The organism is Frankia sp. AiPa1 (assembly GCF_023243075.1).
Taxonomy (GTDB): Bacteria; Actinomycetota; Actinomycetes; order Frankiales; family Frankiaceae; genus Frankia.
The window spans coordinates 156,170-178,943 of record NZ_JALKFZ020000003.1 but is presented as its reverse complement, the minus strand read 5'-3'; the positions used below and the strand labels follow the sequence as shown (position 1 = coordinate 178,943).

The following is a 22,774-nucleotide window of genomic DNA, read 5'->3' as shown; positions in this document are numbered from 1 at the left end:
CGGAATCCCAGAAAAATAGGGGATCCAAAAGTCAACGAGAGATAGGATGACCTAAAGGGATGTCTCCGTGACACGGGGGGAGAGAGCCCGATGCGGTCTCTGTTGCAGCGAATCGCATTCGCTCTGGCGAGCGGTGCGGCCGGTTACGTGCTGACGAAATGGGTTCACGGCTCCACGGTGACCAATCTGACACTGGCGGTGTTCATCGGTGGGGCGGTCCTGATCGTGGAGTTTCTACACGAGGTAGAGAGTGGTGTGCGCGATACGGCACGGACGATCGTGGAGGTCAACAGAAGTACCCAGCTGCGCGAGCAGATCGAGAACTCGCCGCTGGATAGCAGCGAGAACTGGCCCGTCCGTGATCTGATCGACAATGCTGTGATCTGCGCCCCGCCCACCCCCATACTGCGCCAGCTGGTCGGTGCGGAGATCCGCAACCTCATCCAGCTGATGCAGGGACTGACGGCAGTGGATGGCAGGAATTCCGCCGTGGCGTCCTGCGACGGCGAGGATCGGAACTGGCTTCTTGCGCTGACCGAGGCCTCCCAGTCCAGCATCCTCGCGACCAGTACCACCTGGACCGACGGCGGCGAGGGGAAGTTCGAGGACGGGTTCTGGAAAAGCGAGCTGGGCCGGGCCTACCTCCAGGGACAACGTGCGGCGGTCCGGCGCGGCGTGCTGGTGCAGCGGGTGTTCATCCTCACCGACCCGGCGATCCTCGCGAACGAGGATTTCATCCGGACCTGTGAGAAGCAGCACGCCGCCGGCATCGAGGTGCGGACAAAGGTGGTATTGAGCACGCCGTCGTTCCACCAGGTCGAGGACTGGGCGGCGACGTTCAAGGACTTCATCCTGTTCGACCACGACGTCAGTTATGAGATCGATATGGATGGAATCCAGGCGATGACAATTGCTCGGACCAATCTGCGCTTCAATCCGGCGATCCTGCAGGAACGCCGGGATCTGTTCGAGGTGATCTGGAACGGCAGCACCCCGCTCGAGCCTGGCGACCCGAACAGCGCGGCAGCCAGCTGAGCCTCAGCACAACACGGACTGGGGCGATGGACGCTATCTACACGGAGTCGTCGGCTGCTGAGCACACGAGCGGGGTCCCGTTCGCGCAGGTCTCGGTCGAGCTCGGTCATCTGTATCTGGAGGACCTCGGTCCGACGGATCTCGACGGCTTCTTCGCCCGCATCGCGCCCTGGGCGGATCGTCCCCGGCTTGCATCAGTTGCCGGTCTGCCAACAGACCGACGACAGCGGGTGAGCACCTGCCTGCTGCTGGACGACTATTCCGGATACACCGACCCGACCGCGCGGCCGTCACCAGCGGCCGTCCTGCCCGAGCTGTTGGCGGCCGCCATGCGAGCAGGTGTTCCCATCGACTACCTGGCCCGCGAGTCCGGCCTGGTCCAGGCACCGAGCGGCTCGCTCGCCGAGCTGGTCGAGGGCCTGCTGGTGGCCGACCCACCGTTCGGCGCCGACGGGTCCCGGCCACCGGTCACCGAGACCGGTTGGCTGACCAATGGCCAACGCTCACCGGCGGTCGGCACCCGCCAGGCCATGGGCGGGCAGATCGTCTGGACTCCGCCCGTCGAGAACGCGGGGTACCAGCACTCCGTCTTCCTCGACGTGGAGCTGTGGAACGGCCCGGAGGGCAAGCGCCAGTGGTCGTGCGCCTATCTGGCCGCGGTCTGGCAGCTTGCCCGGCTGGGCGTGCTGCGCCGCCGCGGCCGCGGCGTTCTGGCCGCCGAGAGCGTCGACCTGGACAATCTGCCGGACGACTGGGCCGCGCTGCCCGCCGTCCTGATGGTCTCACGCACCCCGCCGCCGTTCTGCGCCTACCGCACCCTGTCGGTGATGGATGCCCGTTTCCTGCCCGTGGAGAACGCGGTGCGGACGATCCTGAGCCAGGTGGCGGCCGACCCCACCGCGGTACGGCAGGCGGTTCGCCGCGCGGCCAGGGAGGGAATCACTCTCCCCATGGAGATCATCGACCGCATCTCCTACGTACTGCTCGGTCCATGACCGCCCCCAGGCACTCCACCCGGCGGACCGCGCCGACGGCCGGCCCCTGGCCGGTGCTGCTGGGTGAGGTCCGTACGGCGTTGCTGCGGCACTCCCGCGCGGTGGGTGTGGAGACGGTCGAGGAGCTGCTGGAGCTGGCGCCCGCGGCCACGGTGCGGCTGACCTCACGGCCGCTGGCCCGAGGCGTCTCCACAGACGTCGTCGAGGGGGTGCATTGCCGGCTGCCCTCCGGCTCCGGTCGGCGGGTGGAGGGCGTCGGGACCATCGTGAGCCGGGCCGTGGTCACGGGCGGCCGGATCGCGCAGGCCTCCAGCCGAGCGCTCGTGCTCCCGGCCACCGCGCCCCGACGGCAGAACTGGTCGGCCTATCTTGCCCGGCAGGGAATCATCGAGGCTTTGGGACCGGGTGGCGGCGACGATCTGGCGGCCGGCTTCCTCGCCCCGCACCGGCCCGACGTCCTCGACCTGGGTGCCGTCGCGAACCGGCTGCTCGACCGGGTGCAGACGTCTCTCCTGCTCGACGGTGCGAGCCCACTACGCACCACCCGCACCAGACTCCGCTTCGTCGTCGCTGCCGCCGGCTCCGGCGGTGGGCCGTCCACGCCAGCGCCGCCGCGGTTCTCCGTCGACGTCGACGGCGTCCGTACCTTGCTCCTGCGTGCCGACCTGCACGGAACCGGACGTGAACTGGACGGTGCCGAGACCGATCTCGCCACACAGGTCCAGAAAGGTCTCGATCTGGCGGAGTTCGATGGCGGTGGCGCGGCGGAGCTGATGACCCTCTGTGAGGACGTCGCCGTCCATGACTGGCTGTTGACAGTGCTGCAGCGCCTCGTCGACAACCTGGACGAGGCGCCGGCGCGCAACGGCCGGATCGAGCGGATCGGGCCCGCGATCGAACAGCTCCTGCACCTGTGGATGCCGGGGGCGCACGCGGAGCCGGAGCTTTCGTGGGTGTGGTCGGCGTTGGAGGGGCGGCCCGGGTTCTCCCGGCAGTGGGCCAGCATCGTCGCCCGGATTCGCAACGAGCTGGACCTGTCGATTCTGCGGGCGCTGACCGCGGACGGCGGGCAGGCACGCCGAGCCGGGCCGGCCGAGGAACTATGACACGCCTCACTTCTTTGGCGCGCTCGATCACGGGCAGGGAGACCGGGAACTGTCCCTGACGGACGAGGAGCCCGCCTGTGCGTGTCAGCGCCGCGCCCGATATGTCGTTTTCTAACATGCAGTCCACGATCGCGGTCCTGACCGTGGTGGCCGGGGCGGTGATCATTGCCCTGGGCGCCTCGGTGCTGCTGCACTGGTGTGCGCGGCGGATCGGCCGGCGCTCGGAGATCGTCGCCGACCTGGCCCACCGAGCCCGGCGGCCGATCCGGTTCACCCTGGTGCTCATCGCCATCCAGATCAGCCTTGGCGCCACCCATGAGCAGGACTGGACGGCCTCGGCGTCCCGGCTCTGCGGCATCCTGCTGATCGCCGCGATCGGCTGGTGCGTCACCGTGCTCGCGTTCGTGTTCGAGGAACTGGCGCTCGCCCGCTACCGGGTCGACGTCGTCGACAACCGGCATGCTCGCCGGGTGCGCACCCAGGTCAGCCTGCTGCGCCGGATCACCGTCGCCGTCATCGCGGTCATCGCCGCCGCGTCCATGCTCATGACGATCCCCAGCGTGCGGGTCGCCGGGGCCAGCATCTTCGCCAGCGCCGGCGTCGTCGGGATCGTCGCGGGCCTCGCCGCCCAGACGTCGCTCGCCAACGTTTTCGCCGGACTGCAGATCGCCTTCACCGACGCGATGCGGGTGGACGACGTGGTCGTCGTCGAGGAGGAATGGGGCCGGATCGAGGAGATCACGCTGACCTACGTCGTCGTGCACATCTGGGATGACCGCCGCATGATCCTCCCATCCACGTACTTCACCACCACCCCGTTCCAGAACTGGACCCGCAAGGAGTCCGCCGTGCTCGGCGCGGTCGAGCTGGACCTGGACTGGGAGGTCCCGATCGACGAGATGCGCGCCGAGATGCACCGCGTCCTGGAAGCCACCGACCTGTGGGACCGGCGGGTGTCCGTGCTGCAGGTGACCGACGCCGTCGGCGACAACATCCGCATCCGTGTCCTGGTCAGCGGCAAGGACGGCCCGACCACCTTCGACCTGCGCTGCCACGTGCGGGAGGCACTCGTCCTGTGGCTGCAGCGCCACCATCCCGGCGCCCTGCCGCGTACCCGGGTCGAGTTCGATGCTGCCGCTCGCCTGTTCGCCAAGGCCGGATTCGGCTCCGACGAGTACGCGCATGACGGGGTCGGATCGGGCACGTTCACCCCTGCCCCTGACCAACGCCTTGGTGATAACGGTACACATCGCGGCGCCAGCAGCCGCCCCGCTCACGACCATCACGACCGTCACGATCACAACGCGGGCCACGACGACGCGCACGGCGGCCGTCCCGCCGGGATCGGCACTCTCGACCGCTCCCCTGACGCCGCTCCGTCACCCGATGATGCCCGGCTGTTCTCGGGCGACAGCCCCGACGCCGCCCAGCGGGCCCGGGACTTCAGCGAAACCACCACCGAGTGTGGCCCTGCCTCCGCCAGTGACGCCGCCTCCGGCGAGGATGATCACGCCTCCGGCAAGGACGCGGAAACAGACAACGGTGACGAGACTCGCTGATGCGCGACGTGGCCGTCTCCCGGGCCCGCCGCGTTGTGTGCCGGGCTGGTTCCAGCGCGTCCGCCACGCGCCGGCGGGTCATTGCGCGACTTTCATATCCACGCCAGAACTTTCATATTCCAGCCAGAGTTCGATGAAAAGGATGAAGGATCTGAAGCCACCGTCGGGCCTCGACGTGAGACTGGATCATGACGGCGCCGTTCTGCACTCGACGCGGCCGGTCACCGACGCACATTATCTCGTCACGGCAGGTCGGCTTTGACCGCATACCGGACATGACAACGGCGGCCGCGGGGGTAGCCGGTAGGAACCAGATCTGGTTCCTACCGACGACCACTCGCGACCGCCGTGGAGAGCTCGGCAGTCCCGGGGATCACCTGTCGGTGTCGCCGTGACCGACGCCGGGTCGGTTACCGGCGGGCGTAGCGCCGGCTGCGGCCACGCGAGCGGCTGTGGCCGGTGCCCACGTTCCGCCAGATCAGCAGCACGATGATGGCGCCGATGATCGAACCGATGATACCGGCCGGCTGCAGAGCGCCCTCACCCACGTCCTTGTTGAACAGAACATAGCCGAGAAAGCCACCGACAAAAGAACCGATGACGCCGACGATGATGGTTCCGAGAATGCCGATCGGATCGGGCCCGGGAAGCACCACCCGCGCAACAGCGCCGGCGACCAGTCCGAGCAGAATCATGACGACAATGAATGTGACCATTTCATTCTCCCTGCCGAGGCGACTGGTCCATTCATTCCCGGCGACCCGGGCGACAAACACTCTATTTCAGATTTCCGCGGTAGGGCCGGTGATGGCGCCGGATGAGGGGCCTGTCCGGTCAGTCCGCCTTGCGCCTACGCCGCCGTGCTCGTCTGATCAGGGACAGCACGACGACTCCCGCCACCACGCCACCGGTGGCCCGCGGGTTGCCGCGCGCCCGCTGTCCGGCGGAACGGGCGGCCTTCCCACTAGTGGCCACAGCCTTCTCCGCCGCGGCGCTGGCCTGCGGATGCTGCGCCAGACGCTCAAGTGCCGTGCCGAGGGCTCGGTCGCGAGCGTCGATCGTGCGGGCGCTGGCGGCAGCCAGCCGCGTATTGTCCGCAGCCTTGTCGCGTACAGTGCCGGCAACCTTACCCGCTGCCTCGCGGGTGCGCCCCGCGGCCGCGCCCAGATGCGGTGCGAGCGCCTGCGCCGCACCGGTCACCCGCTGACGCACCTCCGCGGTGCCGGAGGCCACGCGGTCACGACCGTTCGCGCCACCCCCCACCTCGTCACCCGTCACATCCGCGGTCTCGCCCTCGGCGGCCACGTCGTGAGCGGGCTCGTCGCTGGCAGCCTCGTCGCTGGCAGCCTTGTCGCCGCCAGCCTTGTCGCCGCCAGCCTTGGGCTCTGTCACCGGCTCGGCTGCCCCGAGAACAGGTGCACCAGGTCCGGGCGAGGATGGTTCGGGAGCGCTGTCGGTGGACGGGACACCGACCGAAGCGGCGGTCGGCGGTGTCGGCGGAGGGAGCGGAGGGGTCGTGGGCCGCGAGCCGTCCAGCGGGGCGATCAGCGTGGGATCGGGCGCCGCCGGGTTCGGGTCCGCTGACATCGTCGTGGTTCCTCTCGTTCGGTCGTCCTGGTCCTGAGGGCTGTCTGGTATCGACGTACTGTTCGGCCTCGACGTCCTTGTCTGGTGCGGAGCCCCACCATTCATCCCGCCCGGGCGCCCGGCTTGACGAACCTGGCTTGCGGCACGGAAAGAGTTCACTGTCCGTTCTCCGGGCGGCGGTACCCCGTCATCGATGTTGATAACACGATGTGGGTGGGGTGGTGCACCACTACGCCGCAGATCCCACGGACATAGACCTACATATCGGTGCAATACAGACACGATGCGAGTCGTCTCCGTGGCAAACTCCTCGCCAACCCATACATCCGGCCACGCGATAGACAATGGGCGAGGTACTGTACCGGGTCCGGTCCGGGCGGCCTGACGTCGGTTACGGTTCGAGAGCAGGCCCGACCGCAGCCCACGATGGCCGAGGCAGCGGCTGGCAGGGGGTGGCTGATGTCCGACGTGCAACGAGCCCTCATGAACCCCGACGACGCTGACGCCCAGCGCGCGGGCCCACACGACACGGGGTCGCGCGGCGCCGGCCCGCCCGGCACCGGTCCTGATGGTGTGACGTCCCACAGCTCCGATGGCCTGGAGGGCGTGGCGGCACTCGCTGCCCGCCTCGCACGAGGCGAGGTCACCTCGCGGGAGCTGGTGGAAGCGGCGCTCGGCCGGATCGAGGCAACTCAGTCGACGCTGAACGCCTTTCGCCGGATCCGGCCACGCGAGGCGCTGGAGGAGGCCGCGGCCGCCGACGGCGCACTCGCGGCGGCGGCGCAGGCCGGCCACCGACCTCATCGACCACTGCTAGGCGTCCCCATCGCGATCAAGGATGACACGGACATCGCCGGGCTGCCGACAGCATTCGGCGCGATGGGTGAGTTCGCACCCGTGGCCCGGGACAGCGAGATGGTGCGGCGGCTGAAGGCCGCGGGCGCGATCATTGTCGGCAAGACGAACACCCCCGAGTTCGGCCAGTGGCCCTTCACCGAGGGTCAGGCGTTCGGAGTGACCCGCAACCCGTGGGATCTGGACCATTCTCCAGGCGGATCGTCCGGCGGTGCGGCGGCGGCGGTCGCGGCGGGGCTGGTGCCGGGCGCGATCGGCTCGGACGGCGCGGGTTCGGTGCGCATCCCGGCAGCCTGGACCCATCTGGTCGGCATCAAGCCCCGGCGTGGACGGATCTCCAGTGCGCCGGTCCGCGAGCAGTTCAATGGGCTGACCGTTTTCGGTCCACTGACCAGGACGGTCGCCGACGGCGCGCTGCTGCTCGACGCGCTGTCCGGCAGTCTGCCGATCGATCGGGACCGTCCACCCGAACCCCCGGAGACGTTCCTCGCCGCGGCCGGGCACCCACCGCCCCGGCTGCGGATCGGCCTGTCGCTGCACCGCCCATACAGCGGGATGCCGGCACGGCTCGACCCGGCGGTAAGGGCCGGGGTGGAGCGGATCGCCGAGGCACTCGCGCGGCTCGGACACGAGGTCATCCCGGCCGAACCGGCCTACGGACTTCTCGGCGCAATCTTCTTGCCGCGGTCGATGGACGGCATCCGCGACTGGTCCGGCCGGGTGCCCGACCCGTCCCTGCTGGACGCGCGCACGCTCGCGAACGCCCGCACCGGCCGGCTCCTGCGCCCGCTGCTCCCGCTGGCCCGTGCGGCCGAGCCGCTGGCCCGGCTCAACATCGGCCGAATCTTCCGCAAGGTGGACATCCTGCTCGCCCCGACCACGGCGACACCACCGCCGCGCGTCGGCGAGCTCAACCGCGACACGAACTGGGCCACCGACCAGGCGATCGTGGCCGCCTGCCCGTTCGCCTGGCCGTGGAACGTGCTCGGCTGGCCGGCGGTGAACGTCCCGGCCGGATTCACCCCCGCGGGCCTGCCGGTGGGCGCCCAGCTCATGGGCCCGGCGACCGCCGAATCACACCTGATCTCGCTGGCCGCGCAGCTCGAGGCCAGCGAACAATGGCAGCGCTTTCATCCCGGGCAACGGGTGGCGCGTGCCGGCTGACCCCCTCCGCCAGAGGTGACCATATGGTCAGATCACGGTGACCTTCCAGACGTCCTGCCAGGGTGTATGGCCGAACGCCTGGTCGTCTCGAGACAATGACCCATGCGAACTGTCCGGACGGACACCCCTGGCGCTCTGCTTGCCCCGGGCGAGCGGGCCGATAACCTCGCGTTCGTCGTTCTCGGTGGAGCCGTGCTTCTCGGCGCCCTGCTCGCCGACGTCTTCTCCCACGTGGCGCTCGCCGGGTATTTCGGCCTCGGGCCGCTGATCCTCGCCGCCGCCTGTCCGCCGCTCATCACCGCCGGCGTCGGTGCGGTGACGGTGATGCTGGGGATTCTGTCGGGTCTGTGGGACGACCGGTTCGGCACCGGGCAGCACATCGCCGCGATCATCCTGATCGCCGTCCAGGCAGCGATTGCCGTCTGTATCTGCGTGTGCCGTGAGCGGCAGCGCTCCAAACTGCATCGCGTCCAGGCCGTGGCCGAGGTCGCGCAGCGGGCGCTGTTGCCGGCGGTGCCCGACCGGCTGGACGGCGCCGGTTTCGCCGCCCGCTACCTGTCCGCCGCGCGGGAGGCATCCGTCGGCGGGGATCTCTACGAGGTCGTGCCCACCGCGCACGGCATCCGGGTCATCATCGGGGATGTCCGGGGCAAGGGATTACCCGCGGTGCGCCTCGCCTCGGTGGTGCTCGGCGCCTTCCGAGAAGCCGCGGTCACCTGGCTCGACCCCGAGCAGGTCGCCTCGGCGTGTGCCCGCTCGGTACTGCGCGAGGCGGGGCCCGAGGACTTCGTCACCGCGCTTGTGCTGGACATTCACCCCGACGGCCGGCTCGGGATGTGCTCCGCCGGCCATCACCCACCGCGACTGATATCGCCGACGGGAAGCGCCCACACCCTCACGCTGCGTTCCCCCAGCCCACCCCTTGGCCTGGCGGAGCAGTTCACCGTCACGAAGGCGTCCTGGGAGGTCGGTGACCGCCTGCTGCTGTTCACCGACGGTCTGATCGAAGCCCGCGACGCCCGCGGCCAGTTCTTCGACCTTGACGAGCATCTCGGCCTGCTGCGTGGCGGCGGCCAGGAGGAGGCCCTCGACCGGCTCACCGCTGCCCTGAACATCCATGCTGGCGGCGAACTGCACGATGACCTCGCCGTCCTGCTCGCCGAACGCCGCCCCTCTCTCCCACTTCCCCCCGTCTCGTCGATCTCGCCCGGCGCTGCCGCGCCCGCCGCCCGCACGGCCGCCGACTGACGACAGGTCACTGGCGACTGGCCACTCCCGGGCCGGGGAGGTCGACGCTGGACAGACCGCCGCGGCGGCTGCGCGACCAGACCCGCCAGGAGTCGCTACGGGCGCCAGTGCGGAGAGCGTCCGGACAGAGCGATCAACCTGGTCCACTCGTCGGCGTAGGCGGGTACCGTGACCGGCTCGGCGAAGATGCCGACGACCCGCCACGCGTCGATCTGACGGGCGAGGGTGGCATGAACCCAGTGCACGAGTCCGCGGTTGCTGCCGACCGTCCGGGCCGACGTGCTGTCACCAGGCAGGCGACCGGCCTCGTCGACCGCACGGGCCAGGTCCCAGCCGTGCAGAAGCAGGTCGGCGGTGAGCTGGAAGGCGTACTCGTCCGCGGGGGTGGGACCGAACGAGAGCACCGGGTTCGCCGACCAGACATCCGGCCGATTCCAGGCCGCGCGGGAGCGCCGCGCGGTGGCGCTCCACCGGGCGACCGGGTCGGCGCCGAGCTGGTCGCCGTCGAACCGTCGGCCGATGTCCTCGCGGGTCAGGCCGGCCAGCAGCGGCGGAACCCAGAGATGCTCGACGGTGAGATGGTTGACCAGCGCGCGGACGTTCCAGTCCCGACAGGGAGTCGGCGCGTCCCAGGCATCTTCGGGCACCGCGCGGACCTGGATGTCGAAGACATCCATCGCCCAGTCCAGCCATTCCCGACGTTCCGTGACACTCAACGTGCTGCTCACCATGAGCGCTGCCCCCTTCGGCGCCATGTCACCCCTCGATCCATCCACGTCGTTTCGGCGCTACCTGGTCGCCCCCGTCCCACCGATGCGGCCTCTGGCTCCGCCTGAGCCACCCCACAGCCACCGGACCGCCCCACAGTCACCGGACCTGCCAGGAACCGCGAGGCCCGCCAGGGGCCACCGGGGCTGCCTCCCTTCCACCGGGCGCGCCGCCCCGCCCCTGGCGTCCCAATCCGAGTCCTGCCTACCCACCAGCTACGGGAACCCAACCTGCGGACACCACCCCCTCGCTTTGAGAAGCCGGAGGCATCCAGGCAGACCCCGCGAACTCGTCGCGATGCCGGCCAACCGCCCGGCGCACGCCTAACCGCGACCCCGCGACCCGCGCGCCGCAGGCCGCGCAACGACAACATCGACACCCCACCGGTACAGCACGACACTGTCAGCGCTCGCCGCTATCCGGTGCGCCGCACTCACCATCTGGTGCGCGGCACTCATCCGGCGCACATCGGCCGCCTGTCATCATCTCCCCTCATGGATGGTCGCCGACTGCCGTCGCAACCTGTCACACAGGCCGACGCCTGCCGCCTGCATCCCAAGGCGTCGCGAGGCGTCGAGATACCGCGGACCCTGGTGGTCGCGGACAAGTTCCCGCCGGTGCTCGGCGGCATCCAGACATTTGCCTGTCATCTCACCGCTGGACTGCCCTCCGACCGAGTGATCGTCGTCGCGCCGACGGCCCCGGGTGCCGACGAGTTCGACCGCACCTTGCCGTTCCCCGTGGTCCGTGTCGACGAAAGGGTGCTGACCTCGCCGCGGTCCCGGCGGGTGCTGCGGGACCTGGCCCGCTCCGAGGGGTGCGAGGCCGCCTGGTTTCCCACCTCGACGCCGTTCGGGCTGCTCGCGCCGCTGTTGCGCGAGGCGGGGGTGCGCCATGTGGTGTCGTCCAGCCATGGGCACGAGGTCGCCTGGTCGCGACTTCCCGTCGGCTGGTCGCTGGTGCGGGCCTGCGCCGCTCGCGCCGACGTGCTCACCTATCTGACCTCGTTCACCCGACGCCGGCTGGCTTCGGTCGCCCCGAACGGCACCGCCCTGGCACGGCTCACCGGCGGCGTGGACGTCGACCGGTTCCGGCCGGGATCGGGCGGGGACGAGATCCGTCGGACGCTTGGCTGGTCGGACCGCCCGGTCGTCATCTGCGTGGCCCGGATGGTGCCCCGCAAGGGCCAGGACATGCTGATCCGCGGCTGGCCGACCGTGCGACGACGCCACCCGGGAGCCAGGCTGCTGCTGGTCGGCCATGGTCCGGCCGAGGACCGGCTGCGACGGCTGGCCCGGCGGGCGGGAGTGGCCGACGAGGTCCACTTCACCGGCGCGGTATCCGAGGAGACGCTGCCCGCCTACCTCGACGCCGCCAACGTGTTCGCCATGCCGTCACGCACCCGGTGGCTCGGTCTGGACCTGGAAGGGCTCGGCCTGTCCTCGCTGGAAGGCGCCGCCAGCGGCCTGCCGGTGATCACCGGTGCCCAGGGCGGCGCCCCCGACGTCGTCCTGCCCGGCCGTACCGGCACGATCGTCGACGGACGCAGGGTCGACGCGGTGACCCGCGCCGTCGTCGACCTGCTCGACGATCCCGACCGCGCCGCCCGCATGGGCCTCGCCGGCCGAGAGTGGATGCGCACCGCATGGAGCTGGCAGCAGCTGAGCGGGCGCCTCGCGAGGCTGCTCGCTGGCCAGCCCGTCGGCGACCATCTGGCCGACATCGCCGCCAGCGGGTCCGTCGCCGCCGCAGATACCCAGGACGCTGCTACCGACCACTCAGCTGCCAGCCACGCCGCGGCTAGCCATACCGCCGATGGCCATACCGCCGATGGCAACCTCGACGCGGAGGCCGCGCCCGAAGGCCTCAGCGACGCTGACGACTTCACGGGAACGTTCATGCCAGACCCGGTCGACGCCGGCCAGGGCCGGTGACGCTCGCCGCGGCCACTGCCGAGCCAGAGCCGCGACCAGACCGGCACTCCGATGGCGTCACCGCCGCAGCCCGGTCCGGGGCTACGACCAGGACACGCAGGGTACGCGGGGTACGCGGGGTACGCGGGGTACGCCGGCAGTGGCGGGCGCTGCGTCCGGTGCTGGCCTGCGTCGCGCCAGTGGTGGCGGCGTGGTGGATGGTGCGGTCCTGGGCGACCGTGCGGGGTGGGGTCGGGGCGCTGACCAACGCGCGTCCGGTCTGGCTGGTGGGGGCGGCGGTCATCGCCCAGTTCACCTGGTTCGCCGGCGCGGCCTGTCAGCAGGGCGCTGTCTGCCGTGCTCTGCCGGTCCGGCGGCTGCTGGCCGCCCAGGTGGCGGGCAGCGTGGCCAACCACGTGCTGCCGGCAGGGTTCGGCGTCGGTGCGGTCAAGTTGCGGTTCCTGCACCGGCACGGCTTCTCACTGCCCGAGTCCCTGACGGCTGTCAGCCTGGACGCCACCGCCGGCATGGCCACCCACCTGGCCGTGCTGGGCGTCCTGCTGTCCGGCGGGTTTCTGCCGGTGGAAACCGCCCGGCTGCCCGACGGCGGGACAGTGCTCGCGGCTGTGCTGCTGGGCGTGACAGTCGTCCTCGTCGTCATCGGCGTGACGGTGGCGATCTCGACGCTGCTCGGCTGGTTGATGCCGGCCGTACGCCAGCGGGCGGCCGGGGCGGGAAGCCGTCTGGCGGTCCGGCTGCGGGCCGCTCTGCTCAGCCATCTGCGCGGTGTGGGTACCACGCTCCGCTCGCCAGGTCGCGCCGCGCTGCTGTGGGGCGGGTCAGCGGCGGTCCCGCTCGTCCACGCGGTCACCCTGTGGGCGATCGTCCACGCGTTGCACCTGCCACTCGGAGTCGGCGCGGTGTTCACGCTCTACTACGTCGCCAGCACCGCCTCGGCGCTGGTGCCGTCCCCCGGTGGCTTCGGCTCACTGGATGCGGCCCTGGTCGCGGCACTCATCGCCGCTGGGCAGACATCCTCTGTCGCCATCGGCGCAGTTCTCGGCTACCGTCTGATCACCGTCTGGCTTCCGATGGCGCCCTCGGCCTGTATTCTCGCCGTGATGGTCCGCCGCGGGCATCTGTAGGCTTCGGCGATCGCCCTCGCGTGCAGCCCATCGCGGCCCATTGCGGCCCATCCTGCCCTCGGCTGGGAGTCCCCAGGCCAGGGCCCGGAGCAGGGGGCCCCGGAGCAGGGTCAGGCCATGGTGGGACGGTAAAGCCGGGCATAGGCACCGCCGTCGGCGAGCAGGTCGTGGTGGGTGCCGTGCTGCACCACGCGGCCACGGTCGAGGACGTAGATCTGGTCGGCGTGCATCACCGTCGACAGCCGGTGCGCGATGACCAGGCAGGTCCGTCCGACGGCGAGACGGTCCAGGGCGGCGCGCACCGCCGCCTCGGAGACCGTGTCGAGCGCGGAGGTCGCCTCGTCCAGGATCAGCACCCGCGGTGACTGCAGCAGCACCCGCGCGATGGCCAACCGCTGGCGCTCCCCGCCGGAGAGCCGGTAACCGCGGGCACCGACCCGGGTCTCGAGACCATCCGGCAGCCGTTCGAGCAGCGCGGACAGATGCGCGGCGTCGAGCGCGGCCAGCAACTCGTCATCGGTGGCGTCCAGCCGTCCGTACCGCAGATTCGCGGCGATCGTGTCGTGGAACAGGTGCGGGTCCTGCGGGACCACGCCGATCTGCGCATGCAGGCGGGACGGTGGGATCTCGTCGAGCGGCACGCCGTCGAGGCGGACGGCTCCCCGCTGCGGCCGGTGCATCCCGCTCGCCAGGTAGGCGATCGTCGTCTTGCCCGCTCCGCTGGCACCGACCACGGCCGTCGTCGTCCCGGCCGCCACCCGCAGCGTCACGCCGCGCAGATCCCAGCTCGCCTCAGCCGCGGCCCTCGCCCCGCCGGGCCAGTCCGCTCCGGTCAGCCCACCACCGTCCGAGCCGGGCCCACGTGACGGACCAGGGCTGGGCGATGACCCGCCGGTGGCCTGGTCGTAGGCGAACCAGACATCCTCCAACGCCAGCTCGACTCCGCCCGCGCTGCCGGCCTCACCCGTCAGCTCCCCCGCCGGGCCTGGGCCCGGCTCCTCCTTGTGCGGGGACACCCTGTGCGGGGACTCCTTGTGCGGGAACGAGGAAATATGAACTGCCGAACCGGGGCGGGCCGGCGGGTCGAACCGGGCGCGGATCTCGTCCTCGGGCACATCGAGCAGCGCGAAGATCCGCCGGAACGCGGCACCGGCGCCGGCGAGCTCGGTGCGCAGGTCGATCGCCGAGGACAACGGGCCGAACGACACCAGCAGCGCCCCGCCAAGCGCCGCGACCGTGCCCAGCGTGGTGCGCCCGGACGACACCAGCCAGGCGCCGAGTGCCACGACCACCGTCATCGTCGCCACGACGCCGAGGTTGACCAGAAAACGAACCCGGGAGGTCAGCCGGGCCTGGTCGCGGGCGGCGACGAGCAGCTCGGCACCAGCGGCGTCGAACCATTCCCGCTCGTGGTCGACCCGGTCGAACAGCCGCACGTGCAGCGCGCCGGAGACTGACGCGGTGTCCGCCAGGCGGGCCATCAGCAGGCCGTCGAGCTCCCGCTGGTGGCGGGACAGCTCGACCAGGCGCCGCCGCCCCGAACGGACCATCAGCAGCGTGGCCGGCGCGAACACCATGACCGCGAGGCTGAGCCGCCAGTCCAGCACGAACACGACGACCAGGCCGACGGCGATATCCGCCATCCGGCAGATCACCGCCTGCACGGTCGCGGAGATCGCGTTCTGGGCGGCCAGGACGTCGTTGGTCATCACCGTCATCACCTCGCCCGGCTGGCTGCGCGGGAAGAAGGCGAACGGCAGCCGCTGGAGATGTGTGTTGACGGTCTGGCGGATGCGGACCGACACGACCCCGCCGAGCCGGGCGATCAGCGCCATCCGCGCCGCGAGCACCGCGGACTCGAACACCAGCAGCGCCCCGAGCAGCCCGATCGGCACGGCAAGGTCACGTAGATGGCCGCGGGGCAGCGAGACGTCCACGAGGTGGCGCAGGACGAAGGGTCCCGCGGCGACCGCGACCGACCCGATCACCGACAGGGCGACGAGCACGGTGACGACAGCGCCCTGGTCGACGAAGAACCGCTCGGACCGCCGCGCCTCGTCCGCCCCGGTCAGCCGGGCGAGCACCCGGGCGTGCAGCCGAGTAGCGCGCGCGAGCCGCCCACGTCCCTCCGAGTGGGTGAGGCCGGTCGCAGGGATGGCATCCGCCGGGCGGGTGGTGACGGCCGCGTGGGTGCCATCCGCCCGCCGGATGGACCCTGACGTAAGGGTCGATGGCTCTGAACTCACGGGGAGAGGCTAAACGGCCGATCGCGGCTCGGCCGCAGGGGGTGAGCTCTGACGCATGGTTACCTTTCGCATCCAAGGGAACACCATGCGCGCACGCTCGTCGGTGGAGATGCGACCGGACCCGGCGGATCCACAGCCCTGGACCCGCCCGCCGGGTCGCGACCGCTGGCCCGACAAGGGGGAAGTTTATGAGCTGGTCTCGCACGTCCCGACGATGCGCCTCCCGCGCGTTCGTCCTGTCCGCGACCCTCACGGCCGCGCTGACGGTTCCCGGCCTGGTCAGCACGGCCTTCGGTGCCACAGCAGTCCCGAGCCCGACCCCCGGCGCGTCCGTTGACGCGACGTCGGCACCGTCATCCCGTTCGGACTCCGACGCAGGCCTCGACCCAACAACGACTGACACGCCCTCCTCAGCCGATTCCAACAGCCCGGACGAGACGGCGGGGCCGGGTGAAACCACCGGACCGGGTGACACGGCGGGGCCTGGGGGCGACACCGCCAGCCCGACCGAGAGCGCGGGCCCGAGCAGCACCGCCAGCCCGAGCGGCACCGGCGCGCCGGGCACGGCTCCCGGCGGGGGTGCCGCCACCGGCCCGTCCTGCCCGGCCCTGGCGCAGGCGAGCGGGCCGTTGGGCACCTGGAAGCCGATCGCCGATCTGCCGACCGCGATCACCGGACTGGCGACCACCACCGGTTGCGACGGAAAGATCTACGCGATCGGTGGGACGGCGACCGCGGCAGCGAACCCCAGCGCGTCGGGCACGCCGGGCTCGGGCGCCGGCACAGCCACCCCCGGCAACACAGCCACTCCCAGCAACTCGGCCACTCCCAGCAATACGGCCACTCCGGGTGAGTCGGCGAGCACCTCGCCGAGCACCTCGCCGAGCGCCTCACCCAGCGGCGCAGCCGGGACGGCCGGGGCGGCGGGCACGCCGGTGGACACCGTCGCGGTGCTCGACCCGTCCTCGGGCGCCTGGACGCAGGCCGCTGGGCTGCCGACGCCCCGCACGGATCTGGCCGCGGCCACCGGAACGGATGGCCGGGTCTACGCGATCGGCGGTCAGGGGACGAGCGGTCCGACGGACACCGTGGAGGTGTACTCGCCGTCCAACGACTCCTGGTCGCAGGCCACCTCGCTGCCCCAGCCGATGGCCTCGCCGCGGGCGGCCCGTGGCTCGGACGGGCGGATCTACGTCCTCGACGGCGCCACTCTGGCGATCTACGACCCGAACGCGAACGCCTGGTCCACGGCGCAGGCGCCTCCGTCGGCCCCGACCACGCCGGTGCTCGCCGCTCTGCCCGACGGGCGCCTCCTGGTAGCGGGTGGCTCCACCGACGGGAGGTCGGCGGCGCGAGCGTCCTCGAAGGCCTACGCCTATACCCCCGGTTCGGGCGGTGGCAGTGGATCGTGGGCGCAGGTGGCCAGCCTGCCGACTGCGGTCACCGGCGCGTCCGGAGCGACTGGCCCGGACGGGCGGTTCTATCTCGTGGGTGGGCGTGGCTCGGACGGCACGGTCACCGATGCCGTGCAGGTCTACTCGCCGGACAGTGACACGTGGGCCGCGGGCCCGTCCGGCCAGGCATCGGGCCGGGCCGACGCCGCAGCCACGACCGGTGGAAACGGCCAGGTCTACGTGCTGGGCGGCACCACCGGATCCGGCGAGTCCGACGACAGCGTGTCCGCGCTGACCGGCTGAGCACCGCCCACGCGCCGCGCCGACCGCCGCGTCCGGTGCCGATTCAGCGGTACCGGACGCGGTAGGCGATCCAGGCGGGGGCGCCGGCGGCGAGCGGCAGCCAGAACGACACCAGCCGGTAGGCGAGGGTGGACAGGGCCGCGGCTGCCGGCGGCACCCCGGCCAGGGCAAGGGTTCCGGTCAGGCCGGCTTCGACGAAACCGAGGCCGCCCGGTGTGATCGGAATCATGGCCAACACGCTGGCGGCCACATAGGCCAGCAGCACCAGGGACGCCCGGGGATGCTGGCCGGCGCCGGCGAGTGCCGCGAGCAGCGCCAGATAGTCCAACCCCCATTTTCCCGCCGCGACCAGGACCGCGGCGGGCAGCCGGCGCCCGAGCGAACGCAGCACCTCGTCGCGGCGGATGAGCAGCAGATCGGCGAGCTCCGCGTCGATCGGCCGCCGGGCCAGCCGTGCCAGGCGGGCGAGCAGACGGGCCAGCAGGCGCACCGCCCCGTCCGACCGGGCGAGGACCAGGCCGATCACAGCCAGCACGGCGAAGACCACGCCGCCGAGCCAGGCGGCCGTCGTCAGGTCGTGCGGCGCCGGCTGGCCGAAGATCAGCGCCGGCAGGACGAACAGCGGGAGGCTGAACACGATGCTGGTCGTCACCATCGAGACGGCGGTCAGCGCGAAGCCGGCGGAAACCGGATCACAGCCCGCCCGGCTGAGCATCCGGAACTGGACGGCGCCGCCCACCGCGATCCCACCGGGGATGATCCGGCTGATGCTGTTCGAGGCGAGCTGCGAGGTGATCGACAGGAACCAGCCCAGCCCGTCGATGGCCAGGCGTTGCAGCTGCCAGACGCAGGCGAAGCTGGCGATCTCCAGGGCGACCATGGCCGGGTACCACAGCGGCCGGAAGTTGCGCAGCCGCGGGAACGCGGAGAACACGGTGAGCAACTGCGGGGCGAGCAGGTAGATGGCCACTGCGGTGATCGCGAGCGGCACCACCCGGCCGGCGATCCGGCCCCAGGCGAGACCGCCCGGAACGACGTCGGTCCGGAACCGCCCCGCCGTCGCACCCACCCGCCGCGAGCGGCCCCCGACCGACCCGGTCCGTGCCGCCTCGGTCCGGGCCGCCTCGGACCGTGCCGCTTCGGACTGTGCCGCCTCGGACTGTGCCGCCTCGGACTTTCCTGCCCCCGGTGGCTCCGGGGTTCGTTCCGAGGGTGGAGCCGGCGGTGCCTCGCCGGCGTGAGCCGGCAGCGCGCCGCCGGTCGGGCCCGGTGGTGTCTCGCCGGTGAGGGCCGGTGCGGCTTCGTCCGTTGAGGCCGGCGGTACGTCGTCGTCCACGTCGTCCAGACTGCCCAGCTCGTCAAGTTTGTCCAGCTTGTTCACACCGGCTCGTTTGTTCGGACCGTTTATGGGAACGTCGGCGGAGTCGTCCGGCACTCGGAACATCCTCCACCCCACTCGCCGCGCGGGCAGCGCGAGCCGGACCCGACGCGGCCGGCCGGGCTACTCCTGACCTGGCCGGCGGATCAGGACGGGCCGAGGTCAGGTGCTCTGGCCGGGCAGGCCGTAGCTGGCGGCCAAGTCGGCGTCGCGGGCGGAGAGGCGGCGGGCCAGGTCGAGGATGACCTGGCACTGCTTCACCGACGCGTCGTCCTGCATGGTGCCGTCGACCATCACCGCGCCGGTGCCGTCGCCCATGGTCTCGACCACGCGCTTCGCCCACGCGACATCCTTGGGCTCGGGGCTGAAGACCTTCTTGGCGATGTCGATCTGCACCGGGTGCAGCGACCAGGCGCCGACCGCGCCGAGCAGGAAGGCGTTGCGGAACTGGTCCTCGCACGCGAGAGTGTCGGCGATGTCACCGAACGGCCCGTAGTACGGCATGATCCCGTGCGCCACACAGGCGTCGACCATCCGCGCGAGGGTGTAGTGCCAGGGATCCTGCTGGAAGGTGGCGCGCACGGCGGTCGGGTCGTCCGGCGTGGGGTCCTGGCGCACCAGGTAACCAGGGTGACCCCCGCCCACCCGGGTGGTCTTCATCCGCCGGTCGGCGGCAAGGTCGGCCGGGCCGAGGGACAGGCCCTGCATCCGGGGGCTCGCGGCGCAGATCTCCTCGACGTTGCCGACGCCGCGCGCCGTCTCGAGGATCGCGTGCACGAGGATCGGGCGGGTGAGGCCCGCCCGTGCCTCGAGCTGCGCGAGCAGCCGGTCGACGTAGTGGATGTCCTCGGCGCCCTGCACCTTGGGCAGCATGATCACGTCAAGCTTGGCACCGATCGCCGGCACCAGGGTGAGCAGGTCGTCCAGGCCCCAAGGCGAGTCGATGCTGTTCACCCGGATCCAGAACTGGGTGTCGCCGAACTCGGCGCCCCCCTCGACGATCTTGATCAGACCCTCCCGGGCGGCGAGCTTGTTGTCCGCCTTGACGCCGTCCTCGAGGTTGCCGAGCAGCACGTCGACCTTGGGGATGAGGGTCGGCAGCTTCGCCGCCATCTTGGCGTTGCTGGGGTCGAAGAAATGGATCACCCGGGACGGCCGCCACGGGATCTCGCGCGCCGGGGCTGGCGCGCCCACGGCAAGCGGAGCGAAGAAGTCCTTGGCACTGCGCATGGGGAGTCTCCCGGGAGGGGAACCTGGCTGGGGAACCGAACCCGTCGGACGGGCCTGATCACCACCAGCAGCCAGCACGACGTTCGACGACCGCAATGTTCGACGACCGCGATGTTCGACGACGAGGGACGCTACCAGCTCTCGGTTTACGCCGCCCCGACTTCAATCACCGATAGTGACAGCGTCTGTCCAGGATCCTCACCCACCGAGGTCCGGCGCGGCTCGAGGCGGACAGCGACGGGTCGGACCGGACTGTGGGAGACGTACCGAACCGGCGCGCGGGCAGCTGCCCGGCCGGCTGACAGGGTGACCCCCGCCGCGCAATCCCGCGCCGGACCGGCCCTTCTGGTTTATTGAAGTTCATGACCGCTCGGCCCCGGCCGGGCGCCCATCGCGAGGAGGAACGTTGGCCGACGATGGCGATCCGCGGGTCGGGCGGCAGCGATCCGGGCTCCCCCTGAGCGATCTCGTGGTGGTCGGGCTGGAGCAGGCCGTGGCCGCGCCGACGGCCACCCGGACTCTCGCCGACCTGGGTGCCCGGGTCATCAAGGTGGAGAACCCTCGCGGCGGCGACTTCGCCCGAGACTACGACAACGCGGTCCTCGGCGAACTGGCCGCCCATTTCGTCTGGGCGAACCGGGGCAAGGAGTCGGTCGCGCTGAACTTCCGCGACCCGCGCGGCGCCGACGTGCTGGAGCGGCTGTTCGCCAGGGCCGACATCGTGGTGCAGAACCTCGCACCGGGAGCGGCCGCGCGCTATGGCTTCGCCGCCGAGCAGCTCGTCGAACGGTTCCCCCGCATCATCGCCGTGGACATCTCCGGCTACGGCGAGGGCGGACCGCTGTCCCACAAGCGAGCCTATGACCTGCTCGTGCAGTCCGAGGGCGGCTCGTGCTCGATCACCGGGACGGCCGAGCACCGGGCCAAGCCCGGCATTCCCGTGGCCGACATCGGCGCCGGGATGTACACGGCGACCTCCGTGCTCGCCGCCGTCCACGCCCGGGCCACCACAGGCCGGGGCACCGCGCTCGCCATCAGCCTGTTCGACACGGTGGTCGAGTGGATGAGTTACACCATGAACGTCACCATGGGCACCGGCGAGGAGCAGATCCCCAACGGAGTCAGCTCCCCGGCTGTCTCGCCCTACGGGTCCTACCCGACGGCGGACGGCTACACCATCGTTCTCGGCACCACCAACGACGGCGAGTGGCAGCGCTTGGCCCGCACGGTGCTGGGCCGCGACGACCTGGCCGACGACCCCGCCTTCGCGCACAACGATGACCGCGTGCGGCTACGCCCCCGCCTCGACGAGGCCATCCGGGCGTGGACGTCCGCGGTCACCATCGCGCAGGCCGAGAAGATCCTCGACGACGCCGCCATCGGCAACTCCAGGCTCAACACCGTGCAGGAGGTCATCGACCACCCGCACCTGGCCGCCCGGGACCGCTGGCGGGAGGTCGCCACCCCCGCGGGGCCCTGGCGCGCGCCGCTGCCGCCGCCGATCACCTCGGACTGGACGCTGCCGATGGGCCCGGTACCGGCTCTCGGCGAGCACACCGAGGCGGTGCTGGCCGAGGTGGGCCTGACCCCCGACGAGATCGCCGGGCTCCGGGCCGACCAGGTGATCTGACCAGCACGTGGCGTCCGGCAGCACCCGGGATCGGACGGACGTGGGTCCATACCGGCCCGAGAGTCGCAAGCGGCACCCGAATCCGCGACCGGAACCGGAACCGAACTGAGCGGCACGGAAGTGGAAACGCCGCAGTGGATACGCCGCAGTGGAGAGGAATCCGATGAGGATCGACGCTGAACTGGCCAACGACATCGACCTCGTGGCGACCTCCGCGAACCATGCCGAGGCCGCCGGCTACGCGGGCGCGTGGGTGGGCGACACCAGCCACGACCCGTTTCTGCAGATCATGCAGGCCGCCCAGGCAACGGAGAGCATCACGGTGGGCACATCCGTCGCGATCGCCTTCGCCCGCAGCCCGATGACGACCGCCTACTCCGCCTACGACCTCGCCCGGTACAGCAGGGGACGGTTCGTCCTCGGGCTCGGCTCGCAGGTCAAGCCGCACGTCGAGCGGCGGTTCTCGATGCCCTGGGGCAGTCCGGCGGCCCGGATGCGCGAATACGTGCTGGCGCTCAAGGCGATCTGGGAATCCTGGCAGAACGGCACGAAGCTGGATTTCCGCGGCGAGTTCTACACCCACACGCTGATGACGCCGTTCTTCTCGCCGGAATCGCATCAGTACGGCCCGCCGGACGTGTACGTGGCCGGGGTGAACACCGCGATGACCGAGGCGGCCGGCGAGGTCGCCGACGGCTTCTTCACCCACCCGTTCACCACCCGGCGTTACCTGGAGGAGGTGACGCTGCCGGCGCTGCGCCGCGGGCGGGCGAAGCAGGGCGGCACGCTGGACGACCTCGTCGTCGCCGGGCCCATGTTCGTCACCGTCGGTCGCACCGAGGAGGAGCTCGCCGCCGCGATCGCCGGCACCCGCGATCGGATCGCCTTCTACGGTTCGACCCCCGTCTACCGTCCCGTGCTGGAGCTGCACGGCTGGGGTGACCTGCAGCCCGAGCTGCACCAGCTGACGAAGGCGGGCCGCTGGGACGAGCTCGGCTCCCTGATCACCGACGAGATACTGCACACCTTCTCCGTCGTCGGCACGCCGGCGGAGGTCGGGCCGGCCCTGCGGAAGAAGCTCGGGCACATCTTCGGCCGGACGTCCTTCTACGCGCCGTACGACGCCGAGCCGAGCCTGCTCACCGAGCTGCTCGCCCACGTCCGCGACGCTGCCTGACCAACGGGGGGCGACGCAACGGGGGGCGACGCTCTCGCCCC

The 22,774-nt window shown here is 71.1% G+C and carries 17 protein-coding genes; 11 read left to right on the top strand and 6 right to left on the bottom strand.

Annotated features, from left to right (window positions below):
* The first annotated feature begins 90 nt into the window (after positions 1-90).
* The 4 genes from MXD95_RS02940 (at position 91) to MXD95_RS02925 (ending at position 4,695) form a co-directional block, all read left to right on the top strand.
* Complete coding sequence (locus tag MXD95_RS02940) at positions 91-1,035, top strand: DUF6879 family protein (RefSeq protein ID WP_250638941.1); 945 nt, start codon at positions 91-93, stop codon at positions 1,033-1,035.
* A gap of 26 nt (positions 1,036-1,061) precedes the next feature.
* Positions 1,062-2,030, top strand: a complete 969-nt coding sequence (locus MXD95_RS02935; RefSeq protein WP_250638940.1) for an SCO2522 family protein — start codon at positions 1,062-1,064, stop codon at positions 2,028-2,030.
* On the top strand, positions 2,027-3,136 hold the full coding sequence (locus tag MXD95_RS02930; protein ID WP_250638939.1) for an SCO2521 family protein: 1,110 nt from the start codon (positions 2,027-2,029) through the stop codon (positions 3,134-3,136). Before MXD95_RS02935 ends, MXD95_RS02930 begins: the two co-directional genes overlap by 4 nt.
* A 116-nt stretch (positions 3,137-3,252) precedes the next feature.
* On the top strand, positions 3,253-4,695 hold the full coding sequence (locus MXD95_RS02925) for a mechanosensitive ion channel family protein (RefSeq protein WP_250638938.1): 1,443 nt from the start codon (positions 3,253-3,255) through the stop codon (positions 4,693-4,695).
* A 410-nt stretch (positions 4,696-5,105) separates the two neighbouring features.
* Here the strand turns inward: MXD95_RS02925 and MXD95_RS02920 are convergent, their stop codons facing one another.
* Both MXD95_RS02920 and MXD95_RS02915 read right to left on the bottom strand, forming a co-directional pair.
* Entirely contained in the window at positions 5,106-5,411 is a 306-nt protein-coding gene (locus tag MXD95_RS02920; RefSeq protein WP_250638979.1) for a GlsB/YeaQ/YmgE family stress response membrane protein, read from the bottom strand.
* A gap of 118 nt (positions 5,412-5,529) precedes the next feature.
* Entirely contained in the window at positions 5,530-6,282 is a 753-nt protein-coding gene (locus tag MXD95_RS02915) for a hypothetical protein (protein WP_250638981.1), read from the bottom strand.
* A gap of 459 nt (positions 6,283-6,741) precedes the next feature.
* Between MXD95_RS02915 and MXD95_RS02910 the strand changes: the two genes are divergently transcribed.
* Entirely contained in the window at positions 6,742-8,301 is a 1,560-nt protein-coding gene (locus tag MXD95_RS02910; RefSeq protein WP_250638937.1) for an amidase, read from the top strand.
* Positions 8,302-8,403: 102 nt separating this feature from the next.
* The gene (locus MXD95_RS02905) at positions 8,404-9,549 is read left to right on the top strand and encodes a PP2C family protein-serine/threonine phosphatase (RefSeq protein WP_250638936.1); all 1,146 of its coding nucleotides are present in this window, start codon (positions 8,404-8,406) and stop codon (positions 9,547-9,549) included.
* A gap of 95 nt (positions 9,550-9,644) precedes the next feature.
* On the opposite strand, the gene MXD95_RS02900 is transcribed toward MXD95_RS02905, so the two are convergent.
* Positions 9,645-10,304 carry a TIGR03086 family metal-binding protein gene (locus MXD95_RS02900; protein WP_250638935.1) on the bottom strand — a complete coding sequence of 220 codons (660 nt, stop codon included), beginning with the start codon at positions 10,302-10,304 and terminating at the stop codon, positions 9,645-9,647.
* Positions 10,305-10,910: 606 nt separating this feature from the next.
* On the opposite strand from MXD95_RS02900, the gene MXD95_RS02895 reads away from it, so the two are divergent.
* A complete protein-coding gene (locus MXD95_RS02895) occupies positions 10,911-12,251 on the top strand; it encodes a glycosyltransferase family 4 protein (protein ID WP_374121943.1) in 1,341 nt (446 codons plus the stop codon).
* Positions 12,248-13,375: a lysylphosphatidylglycerol synthase transmembrane domain-containing protein gene (locus MXD95_RS02890; RefSeq protein ID WP_250638934.1), complete on the top strand. Its 1,128-nt coding sequence runs from the start codon at positions 12,248-12,250 to the stop codon at positions 13,373-13,375. The genes MXD95_RS02895 and MXD95_RS02890 overlap by 4 nt, the downstream gene beginning before the upstream one ends.
* Positions 13,376-13,485: 110 nt before the next feature.
* Here MXD95_RS02890 and MXD95_RS02885 read toward each other — a convergent pair whose 3' ends face one another.
* A complete protein-coding gene (locus MXD95_RS02885) occupies positions 13,486-15,531 on the bottom strand; it encodes an ABC transporter ATP-binding protein (protein WP_250638977.1) in 2,046 nt (681 codons plus the stop codon).
* Between the two features lie 278 nt (positions 15,532-15,809).
* On the opposite strand from MXD95_RS02885, the gene MXD95_RS02880 reads away from it, so the two are divergent.
* Positions 15,810-17,318 (top strand): Kelch repeat-containing protein, encoded by a 1,509-nt coding sequence (locus MXD95_RS02880; RefSeq protein ID WP_250638933.1) that lies wholly within the window; start codon positions 15,810-15,812, stop codon positions 17,316-17,318.
* 43 nt (positions 17,319-17,361) lie between these two features.
* On the opposite strand, the gene MXD95_RS02875 is transcribed toward MXD95_RS02880, so the two are convergent.
* Together MXD95_RS02875 and MXD95_RS02870 are read right to left on the bottom strand one after the other, a co-directional pair.
* Positions 17,362-18,753, bottom strand: coding sequence for a lysylphosphatidylglycerol synthase transmembrane domain-containing protein (locus tag MXD95_RS02875; protein ID WP_250638932.1), 1,392 nt, complete (start codon positions 18,751-18,753; stop codon positions 17,362-17,364).
* Between the two features lie 105 nt (positions 18,754-18,858).
* Positions 18,859-19,926: an HpcH/HpaI aldolase/citrate lyase family protein gene (locus MXD95_RS02870; RefSeq protein ID WP_250638931.1), complete on the bottom strand. Its 1,068-nt coding sequence runs from the start codon at positions 19,924-19,926 to the stop codon at positions 18,859-18,861.
* A 406-nt stretch (positions 19,927-20,332) separates the two neighbouring features.
* Here MXD95_RS02870 and MXD95_RS02865 point away from each other — a divergent pair, with 406 nt between their 5' ends.
* Positions 20,333-21,556, top strand: a complete 1,224-nt coding sequence (locus MXD95_RS02865; RefSeq protein ID WP_250638930.1) for a CaiB/BaiF CoA transferase family protein — start codon at positions 20,333-20,335, stop codon at positions 21,554-21,556.
* 148 nt (positions 21,557-21,704) lie between these two features.
* On the top strand, positions 21,705-22,733 hold the full coding sequence (locus MXD95_RS02860; RefSeq protein WP_374121942.1) for an LLM class F420-dependent oxidoreductase: 1,029 nt from the start codon (positions 21,705-21,707) through the stop codon (positions 22,731-22,733).
* Positions 22,734-22,774 lie beyond the last annotated feature (41 nt).